This is a genomic window from Larkinella terrae, assembly GCF_009668025.1.
Classification (GTDB): Bacteria; Bacteroidota; Bacteroidia; order Cytophagales; family Spirosomataceae; genus Larkinella; species Larkinella terrae.
On record NZ_WJXZ01000021.1, the window covers coordinates 69,898 to 86,794 of the forward strand.

Sequence of the window (16,897 nt, forward strand, 5' to 3'; positions counted from 1 at the left end):
CAATAATGAATCAACCCACAACACTATTTGATAAAATCTGGGACGCCCACGTCGTCAAGGCGATGGACGGCGGACCGGATGCGGTTTTTATCGACCGGCATTTTATTCACGAAGTAACAAGTCCTCAGGCTTTCGACGGGTTGCGGAAGCGGGGCATTGGCGTCTTCAATATTAACCGCACCACGGCCACGGCGGATCACAACGTTCCGACGAAGGATCAGCACCTGCCGATCAAGGAGGCTCTTTCGCGTCATCAGGTAGAAACCCTGCGGAAGAACTGTGCGGAATTTGGTATCGAATTATACGATCTGGGGCACCCGTTCCAGGGTATTGTCCACATTATCGGACCTGAACTGGGCCTCACATTGCCGGGCATGACCATCGTTTGCGGAGATAGCCACACCAGCACGCACGGCGCATTGGGGAACGTAGCCTTCGGGATCGGAACCAGCGAAGTGGAACAGGTGCTGGCGACGCAGTGCATCCTGCAATACAAACCCAAGCGGATGCGGATCAACATCAACGGCCAGTTGGGAAAAGGCGTTTCGTCAAAAGACATCATTTTATACATCATTTCGAAAATATCGGCCAGTGGCGCCACCGGTTATTTCGTTGAATACGCGGGTGATACGATCCGCGGTCTGTCGATGGAAGCCCGGATGACGATCTGCAACATGAGTATCGAAATGGGCGCACGGGGCGGTTTGATTGCGCCGGACGAAACCACGTTCGAATACATTAAAGGTCGGCGGTTTGCACCCCAGGGCGAAGCTTTTGACCAGGCCGTCGAACACTGGCGGACGTTGAAAACCGACGAAGGGGCCGAATTTGACGTTGAGTTGAATTACAAAGCCGAAGACATCGGGCCGATGATTACCTACGGAACAAACCCTGGTATGGGCATTTCCGTGGACAGCCACGTGCCGAACCTGAGTGAAATTCCGCAAAGCGAATTGACTTCTTACACGAAGTCACTGGCTTACATGGGGCTGGAACCGGGGATGGAACTGGTCGGAAAACCGGTCGATTACGTGTTCATCGGTTCCTGTACGAACGCCCGGATCGAAGACTTGCGGACGGTAGCTGATTTCGTAAAAGGCAAGAAAAAAGCGGATGGCGTGGAAGTCTGGATTGTGCCGGGTTCGGTGCAAGTCTCGAATCAAGCCAAATCCGAAGGACTGGACCAAGTGTTTCTGGAAGCCGGTTTTGAACTGCGCGAACCGGGTTGTTCGGCCTGTCTGGGCATGAACGAAGACAAAGTTCCGGCAGGAAAATATTGTATTTCGACCTCCAACCGCAATTTTGAAGGTCGGCAGGGGCCGGGCGCGCGGACGTTCCTCGCCAGCCCGATCATGGCCGCAGCCGCTGCAGTGACGGGCAAAGTAACGGATGTGAGAGAACTGGTGTAATGGAATAACAGCCATGCAGGACGAACAATTGTTGCAACGTATCGAGACGAATCCGGATATTCTGGTTGGAAAACCGGTTATTCGAGGAACCCGTTTGTCCGTCCAGTTTATTCTTAATTTGCTGGGACACGGCGAAAGCATTGAATCGATTCTGCAGGAATACGATTACATCAATCGCGAGGATATTCAGGCTTGTTTATTATTTGCAAACCGAGTGTTAGACGATAATATTTTTATGCCATTAGCAAAATCGGCATAATGAAATTTATAGTCGACGAATGCACAGGCCCTCGCGTTGCCGATTGGTTACTGGAAAAAGGATTTGACGTTTTTTCGGTTTTCAGGCAAGGCCGGGGAATGAAAGACATAGAGATTTTACAGAAAGCCGTTGACGAACAACGAATCATCATAACGAATGACCGTGATTTTGGCGAATTGATATTTAAAAATGGTTTGCCGCATCAGGGGGTTGTGTTCATGCGGTTGGGCAATGAAACATCGGGTAACAAAATAGAAGTGGTATCACGTTTGTTTGAAACTAACATAGACTTGATAAACAACAGCAACTTTATTACAGTCACAGAAGAGTCGATCAGAGTCCGAATAGTAAGAAAGGAATGAGCAAAGAAACCATGCATAAACTCGTCTCGACGGCGGCCCCGCTGCCGATTGAGAACATTGATACGGACCAGATCATCCCGGCACGGTTCCTGAAAGCCACCACGCGAGAAGGGTTCGGCGATAACCTGTTCCGCGACTGGCGGTTTAACGCCGACGATACCCCCAAAACCGATTTCGTGCTGAACGATCCGACGTATGCCGGCGCCAGAATCCTGGTGGCGGGCAAGAACTTCGGGATGGGTTCGAGTCGGGAACACGCGGCCTGGGCGCTGCACGACTACGGTTTTAAAGTGGTCATCTCCAGCTTTTTCGCCGATATTTTCCGGAACAATTCCCTGAACAACTTTGTGTTGCCAGCCCAGGTTTCGGACACGTTTCTGGCCGAAATCTTCAAAGCCGTCGAAGCCAATCCCCAAACCGAAATTACGGTCGATCTGGTTAATCAGGAAATTGTACTGGAAAACGGCCTGAAAGAATCATTCGCCATCAACGCCTATAAAAAACAGTGCCTGATGAACGGATACGACGATATTGATTACCTGTTGAGCCTGAAAGAAGAAATTAAACAATACGATCTAGCCCATACAAATGTTGAATGAGTGAATGAGTGAATGAGTGAATAGCTCTGCCAGATACCTGCTCACTGCGGAGCTATTCACTCAATCACCCAATCGCTCATTCGCTCATTGAAAACGAATGAAGAAACACATTGTAGTCATCGCCGGAGACGGCATTGGTCAGGAAGTTACCACCGTTGGGAAACAGGTTTTGGACCGCGTTGCGGAGAAATTCGGCCACGAGTTCACGTACGACGAAGCCCTGATTGGCCACGCAGCCATTGAAGCCACGGGAAATCCGCTGCCCGAAGAAACCATTACCAAATCGAAGCAGTCGGACGCGATTTTGTTCGGCGCGGTTGGTCACCCGAAATACGACAACGACCCGTCGGCGAAAGTCCGGCCCGAACAGGGTTTGCTGGGCATTCGGAAAGCCCTCGGTCTGTACGCCAATCTGCGGCCCATCAAGTTGTTCGATGAATTGCTGCACTCGTCGAGCATCAAACCGGAGTTTCTGCAAGGCGCTGATATTCTGTTCTTTCGCGAGCTGACAGGCGATGTGTATTTTGGCGAAAAAGGCCGGAAAGACGACGGAAATACCGCCTACGACCAGATGATCTACAGCCGCTACGAAGTCGAGCGGATTGCGGTTAAAGCGTTTGACGCAGCCATGACCCGCCGGAAAAAGCTGTGTTCGGTCGATAAAGCCAACGTTTTGGAATCATCCCGGCTGTGGCGCGAAGTGGTGCAGGAAGTCGCCAAACAGTATCCGGAAGTTGAGGTCGAGCACCAGTTTATCGATGCGGCTGCCATGCTGCTGATCAAGGACCCGCGCCGGTTTGATGTGGTCGTAACGGGAAATTTGTTCGGCGATATTCTGACGGACGAAGCTTCGCAGATTGCCGGTTCAATGGGCATGCTGGCGTCGGCGTCGGTGGGCGACACCACCGGTTTGTACGAGCCTATTCACGGTTCGGCGCACGATATTACGGGCAAAGGCGTTGCCAATCCGCTGGCGTCGGTGTTATCGGCGGCCCTGATGCTGGACATTTCGTTTGGGATGAAAGCCGAGGCTGAGGCCGTTGTCGATGCCGTCGATCAGGTATTGAAAGCCGGTTTCCGAACCCGCGATATTGCGGATGCCAATACGCCGAAAGACCTGATTTTAGGGACCGAAGCAATGGGAAAGCAGTTACTTTCCAAACTTTGATTACGCGAGAAATTCTATCCCAATAATTCTTTATCAACCATGAGCCAACGGATTTATATTTTCGACACCACCCTGCGCGACGGCGAGCAAGTGCCGGGTAGCCAGCTATCCACAAAAGAAAAAATCGTGGTGGCGAAAGAACTGGAACGTCTCGGTGTCGACATCATCGAAGCGGGTTTCCCGGTTTCGAGTCCCGGCGATTTTCAGTCCATCGTCGAAATCTCGAAGGCGGTTACGGAACCGGTCATCTGTGCGCTTTCAAGGGCGAAGAAGGAAGACATCGATGCGGCCGGGGAAGCGTTGAAATACGCCAAACGGAAGCGGATTCACACCGGAATCGGTTCGTCGGATATTCACATCCGGAATAAATTCAACAGCACCCGCGAACAGATTCTGGAACAGGCGGTTGCGGCTGTCAAACACGCCCGAACTTACGTGGATGACGTGGAGTTTTATGCCGAAGATGCCGGACGCGCCGATCTCGCTTTTCTGGCGCAGCTGACGCAGGCGGTTATTGCCGCCGGGGCTACCGTGGTGAATATTCCGGATACGACCGGTTATTGCCTGCCCGATGAATACGGGAACAAAATCAAGTACATCTACGAACACGTTTCGAACGTTCACCAGGCTACGATCTCGATCCATTGCCACAATGACCTCGGACTGGCCACGGCCAACACGCTGGCCGGTATCCAGAACGGCGCGCGTCAGGTGGAAGTCACGATCAACGGGATTGGCGAACGGGCCGGAAATACGTCCCTGGAAGAAGTCGTGATGGCGTTGAAAGTGCACAAAGAACTGGGTTTTGAAACGAACATCGACGCCAAGCGGTTGTTCCCGGTTAGCCAGCTGGTATCGGAAATGATGAACATGCCGGTGCAGCCCAATAAAGCCATCGTGGGCCGGAATGCCTTCGCGCACTCGTCGGGCATTCACCAGGACGGTTTTCTGAAACACGCCGAAAACTACGAAATCATGACCCCGCAGGAGGTTGGCGTTCCCGAATCGTCGATTGTGTTGACGGCCCGCAGCGGTCGCCACGCCCTGAAACACCGCCTGGAGTTGCTGGGTTTCCGGTACGACAAACCGACGCTGGATACCATCTACACGCGTTTTCTCGACATGGCCGACATCCGTAAGGAAGTGAATGATAAGGATTTGATGGAATTGGTTCGCTAAAATCCTGCTGACCTGACCGGTTTTTAAGAGAGGTCAGGTTGAGAGTTATTGGTTTAGAAATGAGAAGGACAGGCCGTAAGCTTGTCCTTTTTTAGTTTCTTTACCATATGAATTACACGGAACTACAGATAACGCTTTCGGCCGATTACACCGATATTTTGATGGCCGAACTGGCCGAATTGGGCTTTGAATCCTTCACGGAAACCGATGAAGGGCTAAATGCGTACATTTTGGAACCCGATTTTAACGCAGCTGCGGTTCAGTCGGTTATCGATAAATACGCCGATCAAACCGCAATAGCCTACCAGATCAATTCGTTAGAAAAAAAGAACTGGAACGAAGAATGGGAACAGAATTACCAACCCATCGAAGTTCAGGATCAGATTCGTGTCCGGGCCTCGTTTCACGAACCCGATGCCGGTTTTCGGTACGACATTGTCATTAATCCGAAAATGTCGTTTGGAACGGGCCACCATGAGACGACGGCCATGATGCTCGAACACCAGCTGAACGTCGATGCCGCCGGAAAAACCGTGCTGGACGTCGGTTCAGGAACCGGCATTCTGGCCATTCTGGCGGCTATGCAAGGCGCTGAACGGGTGGTGGCGTTTGACATTGAAGAGTGGGCCATTGAAAACGCCCGTGAGAACGCTGAACTGAACGGTTGTTCACAAATCGAAGTGTTTCAGGGCACGATTCATGATGTAAATCCGGCGGAGCGGTTTGACATCGTGCTGGCCAACATTAATCGAAATGTGTTGCTGGAAGATATCCCGGTTTACGCCCGACTCATGAAGCCCCACAGCACGTTGTTGGTGAGCGGTTTTTACGAACAGGACGCCCCGGATATTGAGGAAAAAGGTGTGGGCGAAGGACTAACCAAAACCGGGCAATTGTCCCAAAATAAGTGGGTTTCACTGAAATTTGATAAACGTACCCACGGATCGTAAGGAAATTATGAACAAGGTATATAGCATTCTATCCGCAATCCTTCTGCTGGCAACGGTGGCGACGGCGCAAACCGTTAAGCTGTCGGAGAATCCCGAGCAGTTTCTGACGGATTTGCAAAAACTGATGAACGCGGGTGGGGCTTATACCCAGAAAGCCGAAAAAAATCTGGAGACGCTGTTCACCGAAAACCGGTTGTCGGCTCCGCAGAAAGAGCGAATCATTGCCTTGAGCCGGAAAATGAACGCCAAGCGTTACCAGCCGGTGCAGCAGTTTGCACCGTTTTACGAAGCCTTGTACCAACTGCTCGTTACACAGCAGGTAAGCCCGGCCGAAGTCGATAATTACCTGACCATGGCCGAAAAATCGTTCGAAAAATACGATCCCAAAAATCTGGCGAAAGTGCTGGAAACCATTCGGTTGTTTGCCGAAAAGCGGTTTTTGTACTCCAATAATTACAATAAACTGTACGCCAACGGCGGCACCTTTACGCTTCGTTTTGCCGATCCAAACGGCAATACTTCTACCTCAAACGCCGATACCGTTGCCGCCAAAAAACCGGCGGTTTCCAAACCCGCTGATTCGGATGGCTGGGATTTACCCGTCGATTCGAGTGGCAAAGTCGTACCCCTGATGTCGTCCGTCGATCGCAAACCGATTCCGACGCTGGCCGGGCCGTTGGTGGAAATTAAGGGGGTGGATCTGGTCGTGACGACGGCCAACGATTCCGTTGTGGTGAAGAAAACCGATGGCGCGTTGCTGTTAAAAGACGGCATGTGGGTCGGGAAAGGCGGTTCGTTTTCGTGGGAATCGGCGGGCCAGCCGGAAACGTTCGTCACCCTGGCCGATTACGCGTTTGCCGTCAGCAATCCTAAAATCACTGCCGACGACGTCCTGCTGACGTTTAAACCGCTTGCCAAACCCATCAAAGGCACGTTTGAATTTGACAGCAAGAAGCGCGCGGCCCGGCAGGCGCCGACGTATCCGCGGTTTATGTCGTGGTCGAACGACGTGGTGTTGAGTAATCTCGGGAACGGCATTACCTATAAGGGCGGTATCGCGCTGGTCGGAACCAAACTGTTCGGTTCGGCGGCCAACGGTCAGCCGTCGTTGCTGCAGGTCAGTTTCAAAGGAAAACCGGCGTTTAAAGCCATCAGCAAGCGGTTTGAGTTCGCCGACTCCGTTATTTCAAGTCCACTGATTTCGTTTACCGGTTACATCGATGCTGCCGATACGCTGTATCACCCCGGCATTGCCTTCCGATATGACCGTGAAACCGGTGTTGCCCGCTTGAGCAAAGCCGAAAAGTCGGGGTATTCCGACACGTATTTCAGCGATAGCTACCATAAATTCTATATCCAGCCCGAAATTGTTCGCTGGGATTTGCCGCGCCAGAAGGTTGATTTCTACCAACTTGGCGCTAAAAAAGAAGTGCCGGTCCGGTTTGAGTCGTTTGACTTTTTCTACCCCGAACGCTACGCTGGAATGTCGGCCGACTACGGTTTTCATCCGCTGCAGCTAGCCGCTAATTACATTACAACGAAGAAAACGCAGACGTTTTTTGCGGACGATCTGGCGGTTTATGCTAAAATGAATCCGTCCATCATGCGCAACGTCCTGAACCGGATGATGGCGCTGGGTTACATTGATATGGACCCCAAATCGGAAGAAATGCGCCTGAGCCGGAAAGGTGTGCTGTATGTGTTGGCAAACGCCCACAAAAAAGACTACGACAACTTCCTGATTCGCTCGACGTACCCGTCCAACGACAGCACGACCAACGCGACGATCAATCTGGCCGATAAATTTCTGACCATTCGCGGGGTGGAAAAGTTCAGCATCAGTGATTCGCTGAAAATTACGGCCATTCCGACGGATAAAACCCTGCGGATTGGCAAAAACCGGGCGTTCACGCTGACGGGGCAGTTGAAATCCGGTAACATGCGCTATACGGGCCGTGACCTGGGTTTCAATTACGACCAGTTTTCGATGAATATGACCAAAATCGACTCGATTACGTTTACACCACAAGGCAAAAATCAGGAGATTGGCGGAGATATTCAGTATGAAAAACCGGGTACGGTTTTCCTGGCCGACAAGGAAAATAAATCGGGTCGACAGAAAAACAAGAAAACCACCCAGCGGCTTTTGATGCCGGAAGGGATGACGGTTTATTTCAACCAGCCGAACCGTGGCAGTTTGATTTACAACAAAAACGTGTATTTCAAGGTCCCGGCGGTGGATAACGACAGCCTGGGCAAAGGCGATATTGCGTTCGACGGCACGTTCTACTCCGACGGTATTTTCCCGCCCATCAAAACCACGCTGAAGTCGATGCCTGACAACTCGCTGGGCTTTGAACACACGGCTCCGGCGGCTGGCTATCCGATTTACGGCGGAAAAGGAAACTTGAAGTTTACGGGCAAATTGATCATGGACCGCAAGGGACTCCGGGCCGAAGGCGTTATTTCGCACCTGAATGCGGCTCTGCCCGCCAAAGACATCCTGATGACGCCAGACTCGGTTCTGGCATCGGGCGAGTCGGGGCAGATCAAGGAAGGGCTGGTCGGGAAAGCTTATTTCCCGGCGGTGAACCTCAAAAACTACGTCATGAAGTGGTTCCCGAAGGCCGACAGCATGAAGATTTCGACCAAAGCCGACCACTTTAGTTTTTACAACGGCACCACCAATCTGGCGGGTGATCTGGTCATGCGGTCGAGCGGTTTATTTGGAAAAGGCACGGTGAAACGGACGGATTCGGAAGCGCAGTCGGAAAACATCAAGTTTAACAAAGAAGGATTTACGGCCGGAAATGCCCAGTTCCGGGTGATGGGGGATAAGCAGGGCAGCGCAACCAAAGCGATGCTGTTGGGCACGAAGGTCGATCTGGACTTCAATCAGGTGAAGGGCGTTGTAACCATTGCCACCAATAATTCGGCCGCTAACTCGCTCAGCGATACGCTGATGTCGAGCCTGGAATTCCCGAACGCGGCTTACAAGACGTCGATTAGCAAGGCCCAATGGAACATTGCGGCCAAAACCATTACGATGAAAGCGGCCAAGACTTCCACCTTCACGGCCACTGCCGAAGAACAGGAAGGGCTGACGTTCAATGGTGCCTCGGCGGTTTATGACGTGGAGAAAGCCACCCTGAACATCAGCGGAGTGCCGTATGTTACCTCGGCCGATGCCCGGATTTATCCCGAAAAAGGCCTGATTACGATCAAGCGAAACGGCGAGATGCTGCCGCTTAAAAACGCCCGGCTGGAACTGGATACGACCAGTTTGTTCCATAAACTGAAAGGCGGTAACATTCAGGTTCAGTCGCGGACCCGGTTTGCGGGGGATGCCATTTACCAGTTTGCGGCTGCGAAGGGCGATACGGCCAATATCAAAATGGGGAGTTTTGAGCTGAAAGAAGCCGCTCCGGTGGCGCTGGCTTCCAATTCCCGGACGGCCGGTCGAAAAGGTAAAAACGGCAGCGAACTCGCTAAAACGTATTACACCGTGGCCCGCGCCGATGTCGACGAGCGCGATAACGTGACGCTGGCACCCAAAGTAGCGTTTAAGGGTAGCATTACAATGATGGCACCCGAGCAGGATTTAAAGCTGGAGGGGGCCATTAAAATTGCGCTGAAAAAGCGACCCAAGCTGGTGAGCGACTGGATTCCGATGAAGGAAAAAATTGGTGAAACCTTCAGTATTAAAGTCGATCAAACGCTGAAAAATGACGGAAATCAACCCTTAACCGCCGGTTTGCATTTCCGGGGTGGGGGCAGCGCCGGTTTGTATCCGACGTTTTTGTCGACCAAAGAAAGCGATAAGGATGACGACCTCTACCGGGCGACGGGCGTGATGACCTACGACCAAAAGGATAAGGTTTTCCGGATTGTGAAGAAAGATGCCGCCGGGCTGGAAGATGTCGAGGGTGCTTTTACGTTCAATGACGCAACGGGCGTCATGAATTTCCAGGGACCGGTGAATCTGATGAATACCGGAATGACCGGTTCGACGCCGAACAACCTGGTTTTTGCCGCCGGAACGGGCCGGGCTCAGGTCGACAGTTCGACAATGCGGCTGAATGCGCTGGTCGGTTTTGCCCTGCCGATTCCGCAGCCAGTTAATGCCGCCATTGCCGACAAAATTGTGAAAGCCAATCTGGACGAAAAGAACGACGAACCTGCCGACGACGATCTCGACCGCTTAACGGCTAAACTGGCGGCCCTTATTGGGCAGAAAGCAACGGACGTTTATCGCGTAAAAGCGCAGAACCAGCACGTTTCGATTACGCAGGCAGCTCCCAAATTTGCGGCTTCGCTGGTGCTTTCGAACGTCAATCTGCGTTGGTCGGAGAAATACAACGCCTTGTACAGCGTGGGTACAATCGGCGTGTCAAATATTGATAATGTCGATATTAACGCCGAAATGGAAGGTTTTGTCGAAATCAGAAAGCACGACGGGGGCGACGAAGCAACGATTTACCTGGAGGCATCGCCGGATGTCTGGTTTTACTGGGATTATAAGTCGGGCGGGGGTGCAACGGCGCAGTTGGCCCTGCTGACGTCCGATCAGGAACTGAACGACCGGATTATGGCGGGGGGCAAAAACGGCGGCAAATCGTCGCTGTCGATTGTCCCGGCCGATGTGTTCGAGAAAACCCAGTTTACGGATCGGTACATGGATCAGTATAAAACCCGGGAAAAACCAAAACCGCAGCCCAAAACCGCTACCTCCAAAGAAGCGCCGAAGAAAGTGGTCGAGAAGAAAAAGGAAAAAGCCGAAGAGAAAAAGGAAGGCTTCTGATCAGATTTTCTCGCCAAACGCCAGATCCCCCGCATCGCCCAGGCCCGGAACGATGTAATAATGCGAATTCAACCGCTCGTCGATGGCTCCCAGCCAGAGGTGGCATTGCGGCATTTTGTCCTGAACATAGCGGACGCCTTCGGGACTGGCCAGAACGGCGGCAATGTGGGTTTTGGCCGGTGTTCCAAACCGCAGCAGGGCGTGATAAACCTTTTCGAGCGACCGGCCCGTTGCCAGCATCGGGTCCATCAGGATAACGGTTTTTCCGCTCAGGTCGGGGCTGGAAATGTAATCCATTGCTACCTCAAACTCTTCACCGACCGGCAAATAACCGCGATAAGCGCCAATAAATGCGTTTTCGGCGCGGTCGAAATAATTCAGAAAGCCCTGGTGGAACGGTAAACTGGCCCGCAGAATGGTGGCCAGAACCGGTGGCGTTTTGATCAGTGGGGTAGGGGCAACGCCCAGTGGCGTTTTCACTTTCGCGATCTGAAACGACATCGATTTGGATATTTCGTAGGCCATCAGTTCGCCCAATCGCTCCAGATTCCGCCGAAAACGCATCTGATCTTTCTGAATGGTAACATCACGGAGTTCGGCAATAAACTGGTCGGCAATTGATGGATGGTCGGCAAAAACGAACATAAGGGCTTTTTCAGGGTAATTTAAAGGGAATGTGTCGGATTATCCAAACGCTTTCCCTAATTTGTGCTGCGAATTAAGTACATGTTATCTAAGGTGGCTGACCACACGGCTACCAGTGCAAAGGTTCCTATGAGGAATATTTTTACAACCGGGATAGCTTTTGTTTTGTTGGCGTCGGGACTGACGCAGGCTCAAAGTCAGAAGATACCTTTAAATAATGACTATTACCACCTGATTGATCGGCTTGAAATCAAACAGGGCCAATGGGCGAGCAGTTTTCATAGCTCGGTGAAACCGTATAACCGGCAAGCCGTTGTTCAATTGACGGACAGCATCCTGAGTGACCCCTTTGTTCGCTTATCTCCCGTCGATCTTTTTACCATTCGCTACCTGCGCGACGATAGCTGGGAATGGGTTCCTACGGTTTACCCCGATTCGCTGGCGCTTCTGCAATTAAAAACGTCCGAATTACTCTTGGGGAAGAAACGCCCGGGCGACAGTCAGCGCGCGTTCGGACCCTTCTACGAGAAAAAAAATGACTTTTATAGCTATCAGAATGAGGACTTTGACATTCACATCAGTCCGGCGCTCAATTTTAGCTACGGAGCCGAACGAAATACCGGAACTGTCGGCAAGTCAATTAACCCCTTTATCAATTCCCGGGGGCTCGAAATTCGGGGAAGCATTCGCAAACGGCTAAGTTTTTACACTTTTCTGTCCGATAACCAGGTGCTCTATCCCCGTTATATCTGGGAATATGGCGCTCAGTATACCTCCGATCCAAGCCAGGGATTTGCGCCTTTTGAAGGATTTACCAAACGGATTGACGCCCGCAATTCTACGTTTGGCGGGGCGGATTTTCTTTCAGCGCGCGGTTATATTACCTTCAACGCGTTAAAAATTATCAATATTCAGTTTGGGCACGACCGCAACTTTTTCGGGAACGGATACCGGTCGATGCTATTATCGGACAACAGTTCGCCGTATCTGTTTTTGAAAATCAGTACGCAGCTGGGCCGCTTTCAATACACCAATTTGCTGACGGAGTTTCAAAACCGCCAGGAGCCTGCCGGAGCTTACGAAGGGCTGAACCCGCAAAAATATGCCGCCATTCACCACCTGAGCGTCAATATCGGCAATCACGTCAATCTGGGATTGTTTGAAGCAGAGGTATTCAGCCGCAGCCAACTGGAATTGAATTATTTTAATCCGGTTATTTTCTACCGGTTTATCGAATCTTACCGGGGAAGCGCCGATAATGCACTGGTTGGAATGGATCTCAAGGCCACCTTTGCGGGGCATTTTTTAGCCTACGGTCAGCTCATGTTCGATGAGTTCAGAATTAGTGAACTGAAAGCCGGAAAGGGTTCCTGGGTAAATAAATACGCTTTACAGACCGGTTTTAAATACATTGACGCCTTTGCTATTCCGAATCTCGATTTACAGGCCGAAATGAACCTGGCGCGGCCGTATACGTATTCGCACCGCTCCGGCCAGACCAATTACGTCAATTACAACCAGCCGCTCGCGCATCCGCTCGGCGCGAATTTCATCGAAGGACTGGCCATTGTGAAATACCAGCCTTTCAATCGCCTGAGTCTGACGGGCACATTTGGCCTGATGAGCTATGGCGTCGATCCGCCGGGTGAGAAATACAATTACGGCGGTAATCTGCTGAAAAACTACGAAAGCCGGATCGAATGGCCGGATCAGGCGACGGGCACCGGGCACCGCATCGGTCAGGGACGTAAAACGCTGGTTTCGTACGGCGACGTGCGGCTTTCGTTTATGCTGAAGCATAGCTTTTTTATTGATTTTCAGCTCCTTCTCCGCAAGAGCGACAGCCAGGCTGAGCGACTGAAGTACAATACATCATCCACCTCATTTGCCCTGCGCTGGAATCTTCCTTACCGAACGTTAGTTCTTTAGAAATTGATCGGTATGACCGGTTTTTTTACCATAAAATCCGGTTCAGCGACGGCGAATTAACAGATTACGTTTATGCTTGACCAGACCATTCGTCAGGAACTGACCGAAGCCCGCTCGGTTCTCGACGCGTTTCTGAACGACCCTAACCAGATTGCCGCCATCGAAAATGCCGCCCGGCTGATGGCCGAAGCGCTGCAAAAGGGCCGTAAAATCATTTCCTGCGGCAACGGCGGTTCGCATTGCGACGCCATGCACTTCGCCGAAGAGCTTTCCGGGCGGTACCGCGACGAACGGCGGGCGCTGGCGGCCATTGCCATTTCTGATTCCAGCCACCTCAGCTGCGTGGGCAATGACTACGGGTATGACTTTGTGTTTTCACGGTTTATCGAAGGGTTGGGCAACGAGGGCGACGTCTTGCTGGGAATTAGTACGAGCGGTAATTCGGGCAACATCATTCGCGCCCTGGAAACCGCCCGGCAACGGGGTATGAAGGTGGTTTTGCTGACGGGCAAAGACGGCGGCAAGCTCGCCGGAACCGCCGATGTGGAAATTCGGGTGCCGCATTTTGGCTACGCCGACCGCATTCAGGAAGTGCATATCAAAGTCATCCACTTGTTTATTCTGCTCATCGAACGCCTGGTTGTTGGGTAAGGCATTCCCGGAAATTATTCAAACTTTTTTGTTCTTTGTTTGTCCTATATAAATAGAAGACAAGCAATTAGCATGAAAAAAGCCGGAATCATCACTGCATCCATAGTGGGCGTTTTACTCCTGACGGCCTGGATTGTGCCGATGTTTTTTCGGGATAAAATCGTGAGTCAGCTTCAGCAGGAACTGAATAACCGGCTGAATGCGCACATCAGTTTTCGGACGGACAAGGTCCGTTTATCGCTGTTTCGCCACTTCCCCAATTTGACGTTACAAACCGACTCGCTCAGCATTGTCGGGCAGTCGCCCTTCCGGGGTGATACGTTGCTCAGCACCCGCGCTTTTGAAATGTCGGTCAATTTACTGAGTGCTATTTCGGGTGATAAATTGAAGTTGAACGGCGTTTACCTCGATCAGCCCCGGGTCCTGATCAAAATTCTGCCCGATGGCCGGGCCAACTACGATATTTATAAAATCGCTGAGAACGCCGAACCGACAAAGGCCGACACCAGCCAGACGGCTTTTACGCTCGATATTGACGAATGGGAAGTGAAAAACGGTCTGGTTCGGTACAATGACCAGAGTCTGCCCCTGGACGTTCGGCTGGAAGCGGTCGATCATACCGGCAGCGGGAGTTTGTCGGCCGATGTGGCCGATCTGGTGCTCAATACCCGGGCAGAACGGATCACGGTTACGTACGACGGCATGGAGTACCTGACCGATAAAAAACTGGATTCCGACATGAAGCTGCGGGCTGATTTTGAGAAAGCTGTTTACACGTTCGCCGAAAACCTCCTGCGCCTGAATGACTTGCCGATTGAATTAAATGGTTCGATTTCAACCGGTTCGGCGCCGTCGGATACGTCCATGCGGTTTGACCTGACGTATCGTTCGCCCGAAAGTGATTTTAAAAATCTGCTGTCGCTGGTGCCCGGGATGTATTCCGAGCGGTTTCGGGATATCGATGTCGACGGAACGGTTCGGTTCGATGGGACGGTCAAAGGGGCTTACAATGGAACGCAAATCCCGGCTTTTTTGCTGAATCTGGCCGTAAATGAGGGGCGGTTCAAATACCCGAATCTGGCATCCGCGGTAGAACACATTGGCCTGGATTTAACCGTCGCCAATGCAACGGACCAGCTTGCGAATACCGTTATTAACCTGAAAAAGCTGGTGGCGGATCTGGGTCATAATCCCATTCGCGGGCGGGTTCTGGTGAAAGGGCTGACTCATTCGGCGGTCGATGCCGACGTGACGGCTAAACTGAATCTGGAAGAACTGACGCAATTGTTCCCGATCGACAGCCTGACGTTGCGCGGGTTAGCCGACCTAAATCTCAAAGCTAAAGGCATTTGCGACAAAACCGCCAAACAATTCCCGGTGGTCGACGGCCTGATGCAGTTACAAAACGGTTTTGTAAAGTCGATGAAGTTTCCTGAACCGGTTGATGCGATTAACGCGGTGGCGAATCTCACGAATCGGTCAGGCAAGCTCGCCGACACCCGGGTCGATATTGGCAATTTGCAATTGAAATTGGCCGGTGATCCGTTTCAGGCCAAAGGCTGGGTGCAGAATTTCGACGATTATACGTACGACATAACCGCCAAAGGTCGGCTGAATTTGACAAATTTAACCCGAATTTTTCCGCTGGAAGGCACCAAACTCGCCGGTTTGATCGATGCGGATATCAAAACGAAGGGCCAGCTTTCGGATGCGAAAGCGAAGCGGTACGACCGGCTTCCGACGAGCGGAACGATGGTGATTTCCAAACTGAATTACAAGGGCGAAAGTCTGCCGCAGGGATTGGTTTTGAACACCGCCCGCCTGAATCTGTCACCCGGAAAACTGCTTGTTGAACAGGCCGATGGTTTACTCGGAACGAGCCAATTCAAGGCCGACGGTTTTCTGAGCAACTACATGCCGTTTTTCCTGGACGAAAACCAGTCGCTGGAAGGTTTGCTGAATGTTAAGGCCAATCGCCTGAATATCAATGAATGGATGACTGACGATCCGCAGCCGCAGGCCAAAACCGCCAAACCGTCGTTGATCGCCCTTCCAAAGAATATCCGGTTTACCATGAATGCCAATGTCGACCAGGCCGTGTACAACAAAATGCCGCTGAACAACATCAAGGGGCAGCTTGAACTGGCCGACGGCGCGCTGCAGATGAAAAAGGTAACGTTCAATTCGCTGGGTGGGCAGTTTGTAACCAACGGAACGTACGACCCGAAGGATCTGGCAAAACCCCGGTTTGCGTTCGATATCAACATTGCAAACGCCGAGGTTGCGCAAGCTTACAAACACCTGACGCTGGCGAAAATCATTTTCCCGCTGGCGCAGTACGTGATCGGGCGGTTTTCGAGCAAATTTGCCGTCAATGGGCGATTGGAGCCGGATATGATGCCGGATTTGAACAGTTTAACGGGAAACGGTCTGGTCGAGATCATTCAGGCTACTTTGCAAAACAACCCTGTTCTGGAGCGACTTTTCGAGAAAACAAAGCTGACCGATCTCCGAAATCCGAACTTCAAAGACCTGTTGATGAAGGTGGAAGTAAAAAACGGATTTGTAGCCATTAAGCCGTTCGACGTAAAAATCAAGGATAATATCGTTACGGTTTCGGGCTCCAACTCGCTGGAAGGCGACCTGAAATACACGTTGAAGCTGGATGTGCCGACGGGAAAAGCGGGCGTTCAGTTTGCCAATGCGTTTTCGTCGCTGATGGGCCAGCCGCTGGGCAATGTTGATCGGGCCAAAATTGATTTTGCCCTGAATGGAAATTATAAAAAACCGCAGCTCAAATTTCTCGGCGGGCAAACCGCCACTGAGGTGAAAGATGCGGTGGTGAAACGCGCCAAAAATGACCTGAAAGAACAGGGCCTGAAGTGGCTGCAAAAGCTGGCCAAAACTCCGAAAGATTCTACGTAGCGTATAAAAACCGCCTGACG

Annotated in this window: 12 protein-coding genes; 11 read left to right on the forward strand and 1 reads right to left on the reverse strand. The window is 51.6% G+C overall.

Annotated features, from left to right (window positions below; translation table 11 throughout):
* The first annotated feature begins 5 nt into the window (after positions 1 to 5).
* From leuC to GJJ30_RS31735, 8 genes are all read left to right on the forward strand, one after another.
* Complete coding sequence (gene leuC, locus GJJ30_RS31700) at positions 6 to 1,409, forward strand: 3-isopropylmalate dehydratase large subunit (protein WP_154179327.1); 1,404 nt, start codon at positions 6 to 8, stop codon at positions 1,407 to 1,409.
* Positions 1,410 to 1,422: 13 nt separating this feature from the next.
* Positions 1,423 to 1,668 (forward strand): DUF433 domain-containing protein, encoded by a 246-nt coding sequence (locus GJJ30_RS31705; RefSeq protein ID WP_154179329.1) that lies wholly within the window; start codon positions 1,423 to 1,425, stop codon positions 1,666 to 1,668.
* Complete coding sequence (locus GJJ30_RS31710) at positions 1,668 to 2,030, forward strand: DUF5615 family PIN-like protein (RefSeq protein ID WP_154179331.1); 363 nt, start codon at positions 1,668 to 1,670, stop codon at positions 2,028 to 2,030. The genes GJJ30_RS31705 and GJJ30_RS31710 overlap by 1 nt, the downstream gene beginning before the upstream one ends.
* Positions 2,027 to 2,629 carry a 3-isopropylmalate dehydratase small subunit gene (gene leuD / locus GJJ30_RS31715; protein WP_154179334.1) on the forward strand — a complete coding sequence of 201 codons (603 nt, stop codon included), beginning with the start codon at positions 2,027 to 2,029 and terminating at the stop codon, positions 2,627 to 2,629. The genes GJJ30_RS31710 and leuD overlap by 4 nt, the downstream gene beginning before the upstream one ends.
* A gap of 97 nt (positions 2,630 to 2,726) precedes the next feature.
* Positions 2,727 to 3,797 carry a 3-isopropylmalate dehydrogenase gene (leuB, locus tag GJJ30_RS31720; RefSeq protein ID WP_154179336.1) on the forward strand — a complete coding sequence of 357 codons (1,071 nt, stop codon included), beginning with the start codon at positions 2,727 to 2,729 and terminating at the stop codon, positions 3,795 to 3,797.
* Between the two features lie 39 nt (positions 3,798 to 3,836).
* The gene (locus GJJ30_RS31725) at positions 3,837 to 4,976 is read left to right on the forward strand and encodes a 2-isopropylmalate synthase (RefSeq protein ID WP_154179338.1); all 1,140 of its coding nucleotides are present in this window, start codon (positions 3,837 to 3,839) and stop codon (positions 4,974 to 4,976) included.
* A gap of 107 nt (positions 4,977 to 5,083) precedes the next feature.
* Positions 5,084 to 5,926: a 50S ribosomal protein L11 methyltransferase gene (gene prmA / locus GJJ30_RS31730; RefSeq protein ID WP_154179340.1), complete on the forward strand. Its 843-nt coding sequence runs from the start codon at positions 5,084 to 5,086 to the stop codon at positions 5,924 to 5,926.
* A 7-nt stretch (positions 5,927 to 5,933) separates the two neighbouring features.
* The gene (locus GJJ30_RS31735; protein ID WP_154179342.1) at positions 5,934 to 10,727 is read left to right on the forward strand and encodes a hypothetical protein; all 4,794 of its coding nucleotides are present in this window, start codon (positions 5,934 to 5,936) and stop codon (positions 10,725 to 10,727) included.
* On the opposite strand, the gene upp is transcribed toward GJJ30_RS31735, so the two are convergent.
* Positions 10,728 to 11,372 carry a uracil phosphoribosyltransferase gene (gene upp, locus GJJ30_RS31740; protein WP_154179344.1) on the reverse strand — a complete coding sequence of 215 codons (645 nt, stop codon included), beginning with the start codon at positions 11,370 to 11,372 and terminating at the stop codon, positions 10,728 to 10,730.
* A 129-nt stretch (positions 11,373 to 11,501) separates the two neighbouring features.
* On the opposite strand from upp, the gene GJJ30_RS31745 reads away from it, so the two are divergent.
* The 3 genes from GJJ30_RS31745 (at position 11,502) to GJJ30_RS31755 (ending at position 16,877) form a co-directional block, all read left to right on the forward strand.
* The gene (locus GJJ30_RS31745; protein ID WP_154179347.1) at positions 11,502 to 13,301 is read left to right on the forward strand and encodes a hypothetical protein; all 1,800 of its coding nucleotides are present in this window, start codon (positions 11,502 to 11,504) and stop codon (positions 13,299 to 13,301) included.
* A gap of 72 nt (positions 13,302 to 13,373) precedes the next feature.
* Positions 13,374 to 13,952: a D-sedoheptulose 7-phosphate isomerase gene (gene lpcA, locus GJJ30_RS31750; protein WP_154179349.1), complete on the forward strand. Its 579-nt coding sequence runs from the start codon at positions 13,374 to 13,376 to the stop codon at positions 13,950 to 13,952.
* Positions 13,953 to 14,024: 72 nt separating this feature from the next.
* Positions 14,025 to 16,877 carry an AsmA family protein gene (locus tag GJJ30_RS31755; RefSeq protein WP_154179351.1) on the forward strand — a complete coding sequence of 951 codons (2,853 nt, stop codon included), beginning with the start codon at positions 14,025 to 14,027 and terminating at the stop codon, positions 16,875 to 16,877.
* The last annotated feature ends 20 nt before the right edge of the window (positions 16,878 to 16,897 follow it).

Bases quoted from the DNA above. Each gene is read 5' to 3' on its own strand.
- leuC (WP_154179327.1), top strand. From the start codon at position 6: ATGAATCAACCCACAACACTATTTGATAAAATCTGGGACGCCCACGTC.
- GJJ30_RS31705 (WP_154179329.1), top strand. From the start codon at position 1,423: ATGCAGGACGAACAATTGTTGCAACGTATCGAGACGAATCCGGATATT.
- GJJ30_RS31710 (WP_154179331.1), top strand. From the start codon at position 1,668: ATGAAATTTATAGTCGACGAATGCACAGGCCCTCGCGTTGCCGATTGG.
- leuD (WP_154179334.1), top strand. From the start codon at position 2,027: ATGAGCAAAGAAACCATGCATAAACTCGTCTCGACGGCGGCCCCGCTG.
- leuB (WP_154179336.1), top strand. From the start codon at position 2,727: ATGAAGAAACACATTGTAGTCATCGCCGGAGACGGCATTGGTCAGGAA.
- GJJ30_RS31725 (WP_154179338.1), top strand. From the start codon at position 3,837: ATGAGCCAACGGATTTATATTTTCGACACCACCCTGCGCGACGGCGAG.
- prmA (WP_154179340.1), top strand. From the start codon at position 5,084: ATGAATTACACGGAACTACAGATAACGCTTTCGGCCGATTACACCGAT.
- GJJ30_RS31735 (WP_154179342.1), top strand. From the start codon at position 5,934: ATGAACAAGGTATATAGCATTCTATCCGCAATCCTTCTGCTGGCAACG.
- upp (WP_154179344.1), bottom strand. From the start codon at position 11,372: ATGTTCGTTTTTGCCGACCATCCATCAATTGCCGACCAGTTTATTGCC.
- GJJ30_RS31745 (WP_154179347.1), top strand. From the start codon at position 11,502: ATGAGGAATATTTTTACAACCGGGATAGCTTTTGTTTTGTTGGCGTCG.
- lpcA (WP_154179349.1), top strand. From the start codon at position 13,374: ATGCTTGACCAGACCATTCGTCAGGAACTGACCGAAGCCCGCTCGGTT.
- GJJ30_RS31755 (WP_154179351.1), top strand. From the start codon at position 14,025: ATGAAAAAAGCCGGAATCATCACTGCATCCATAGTGGGCGTTTTACTC.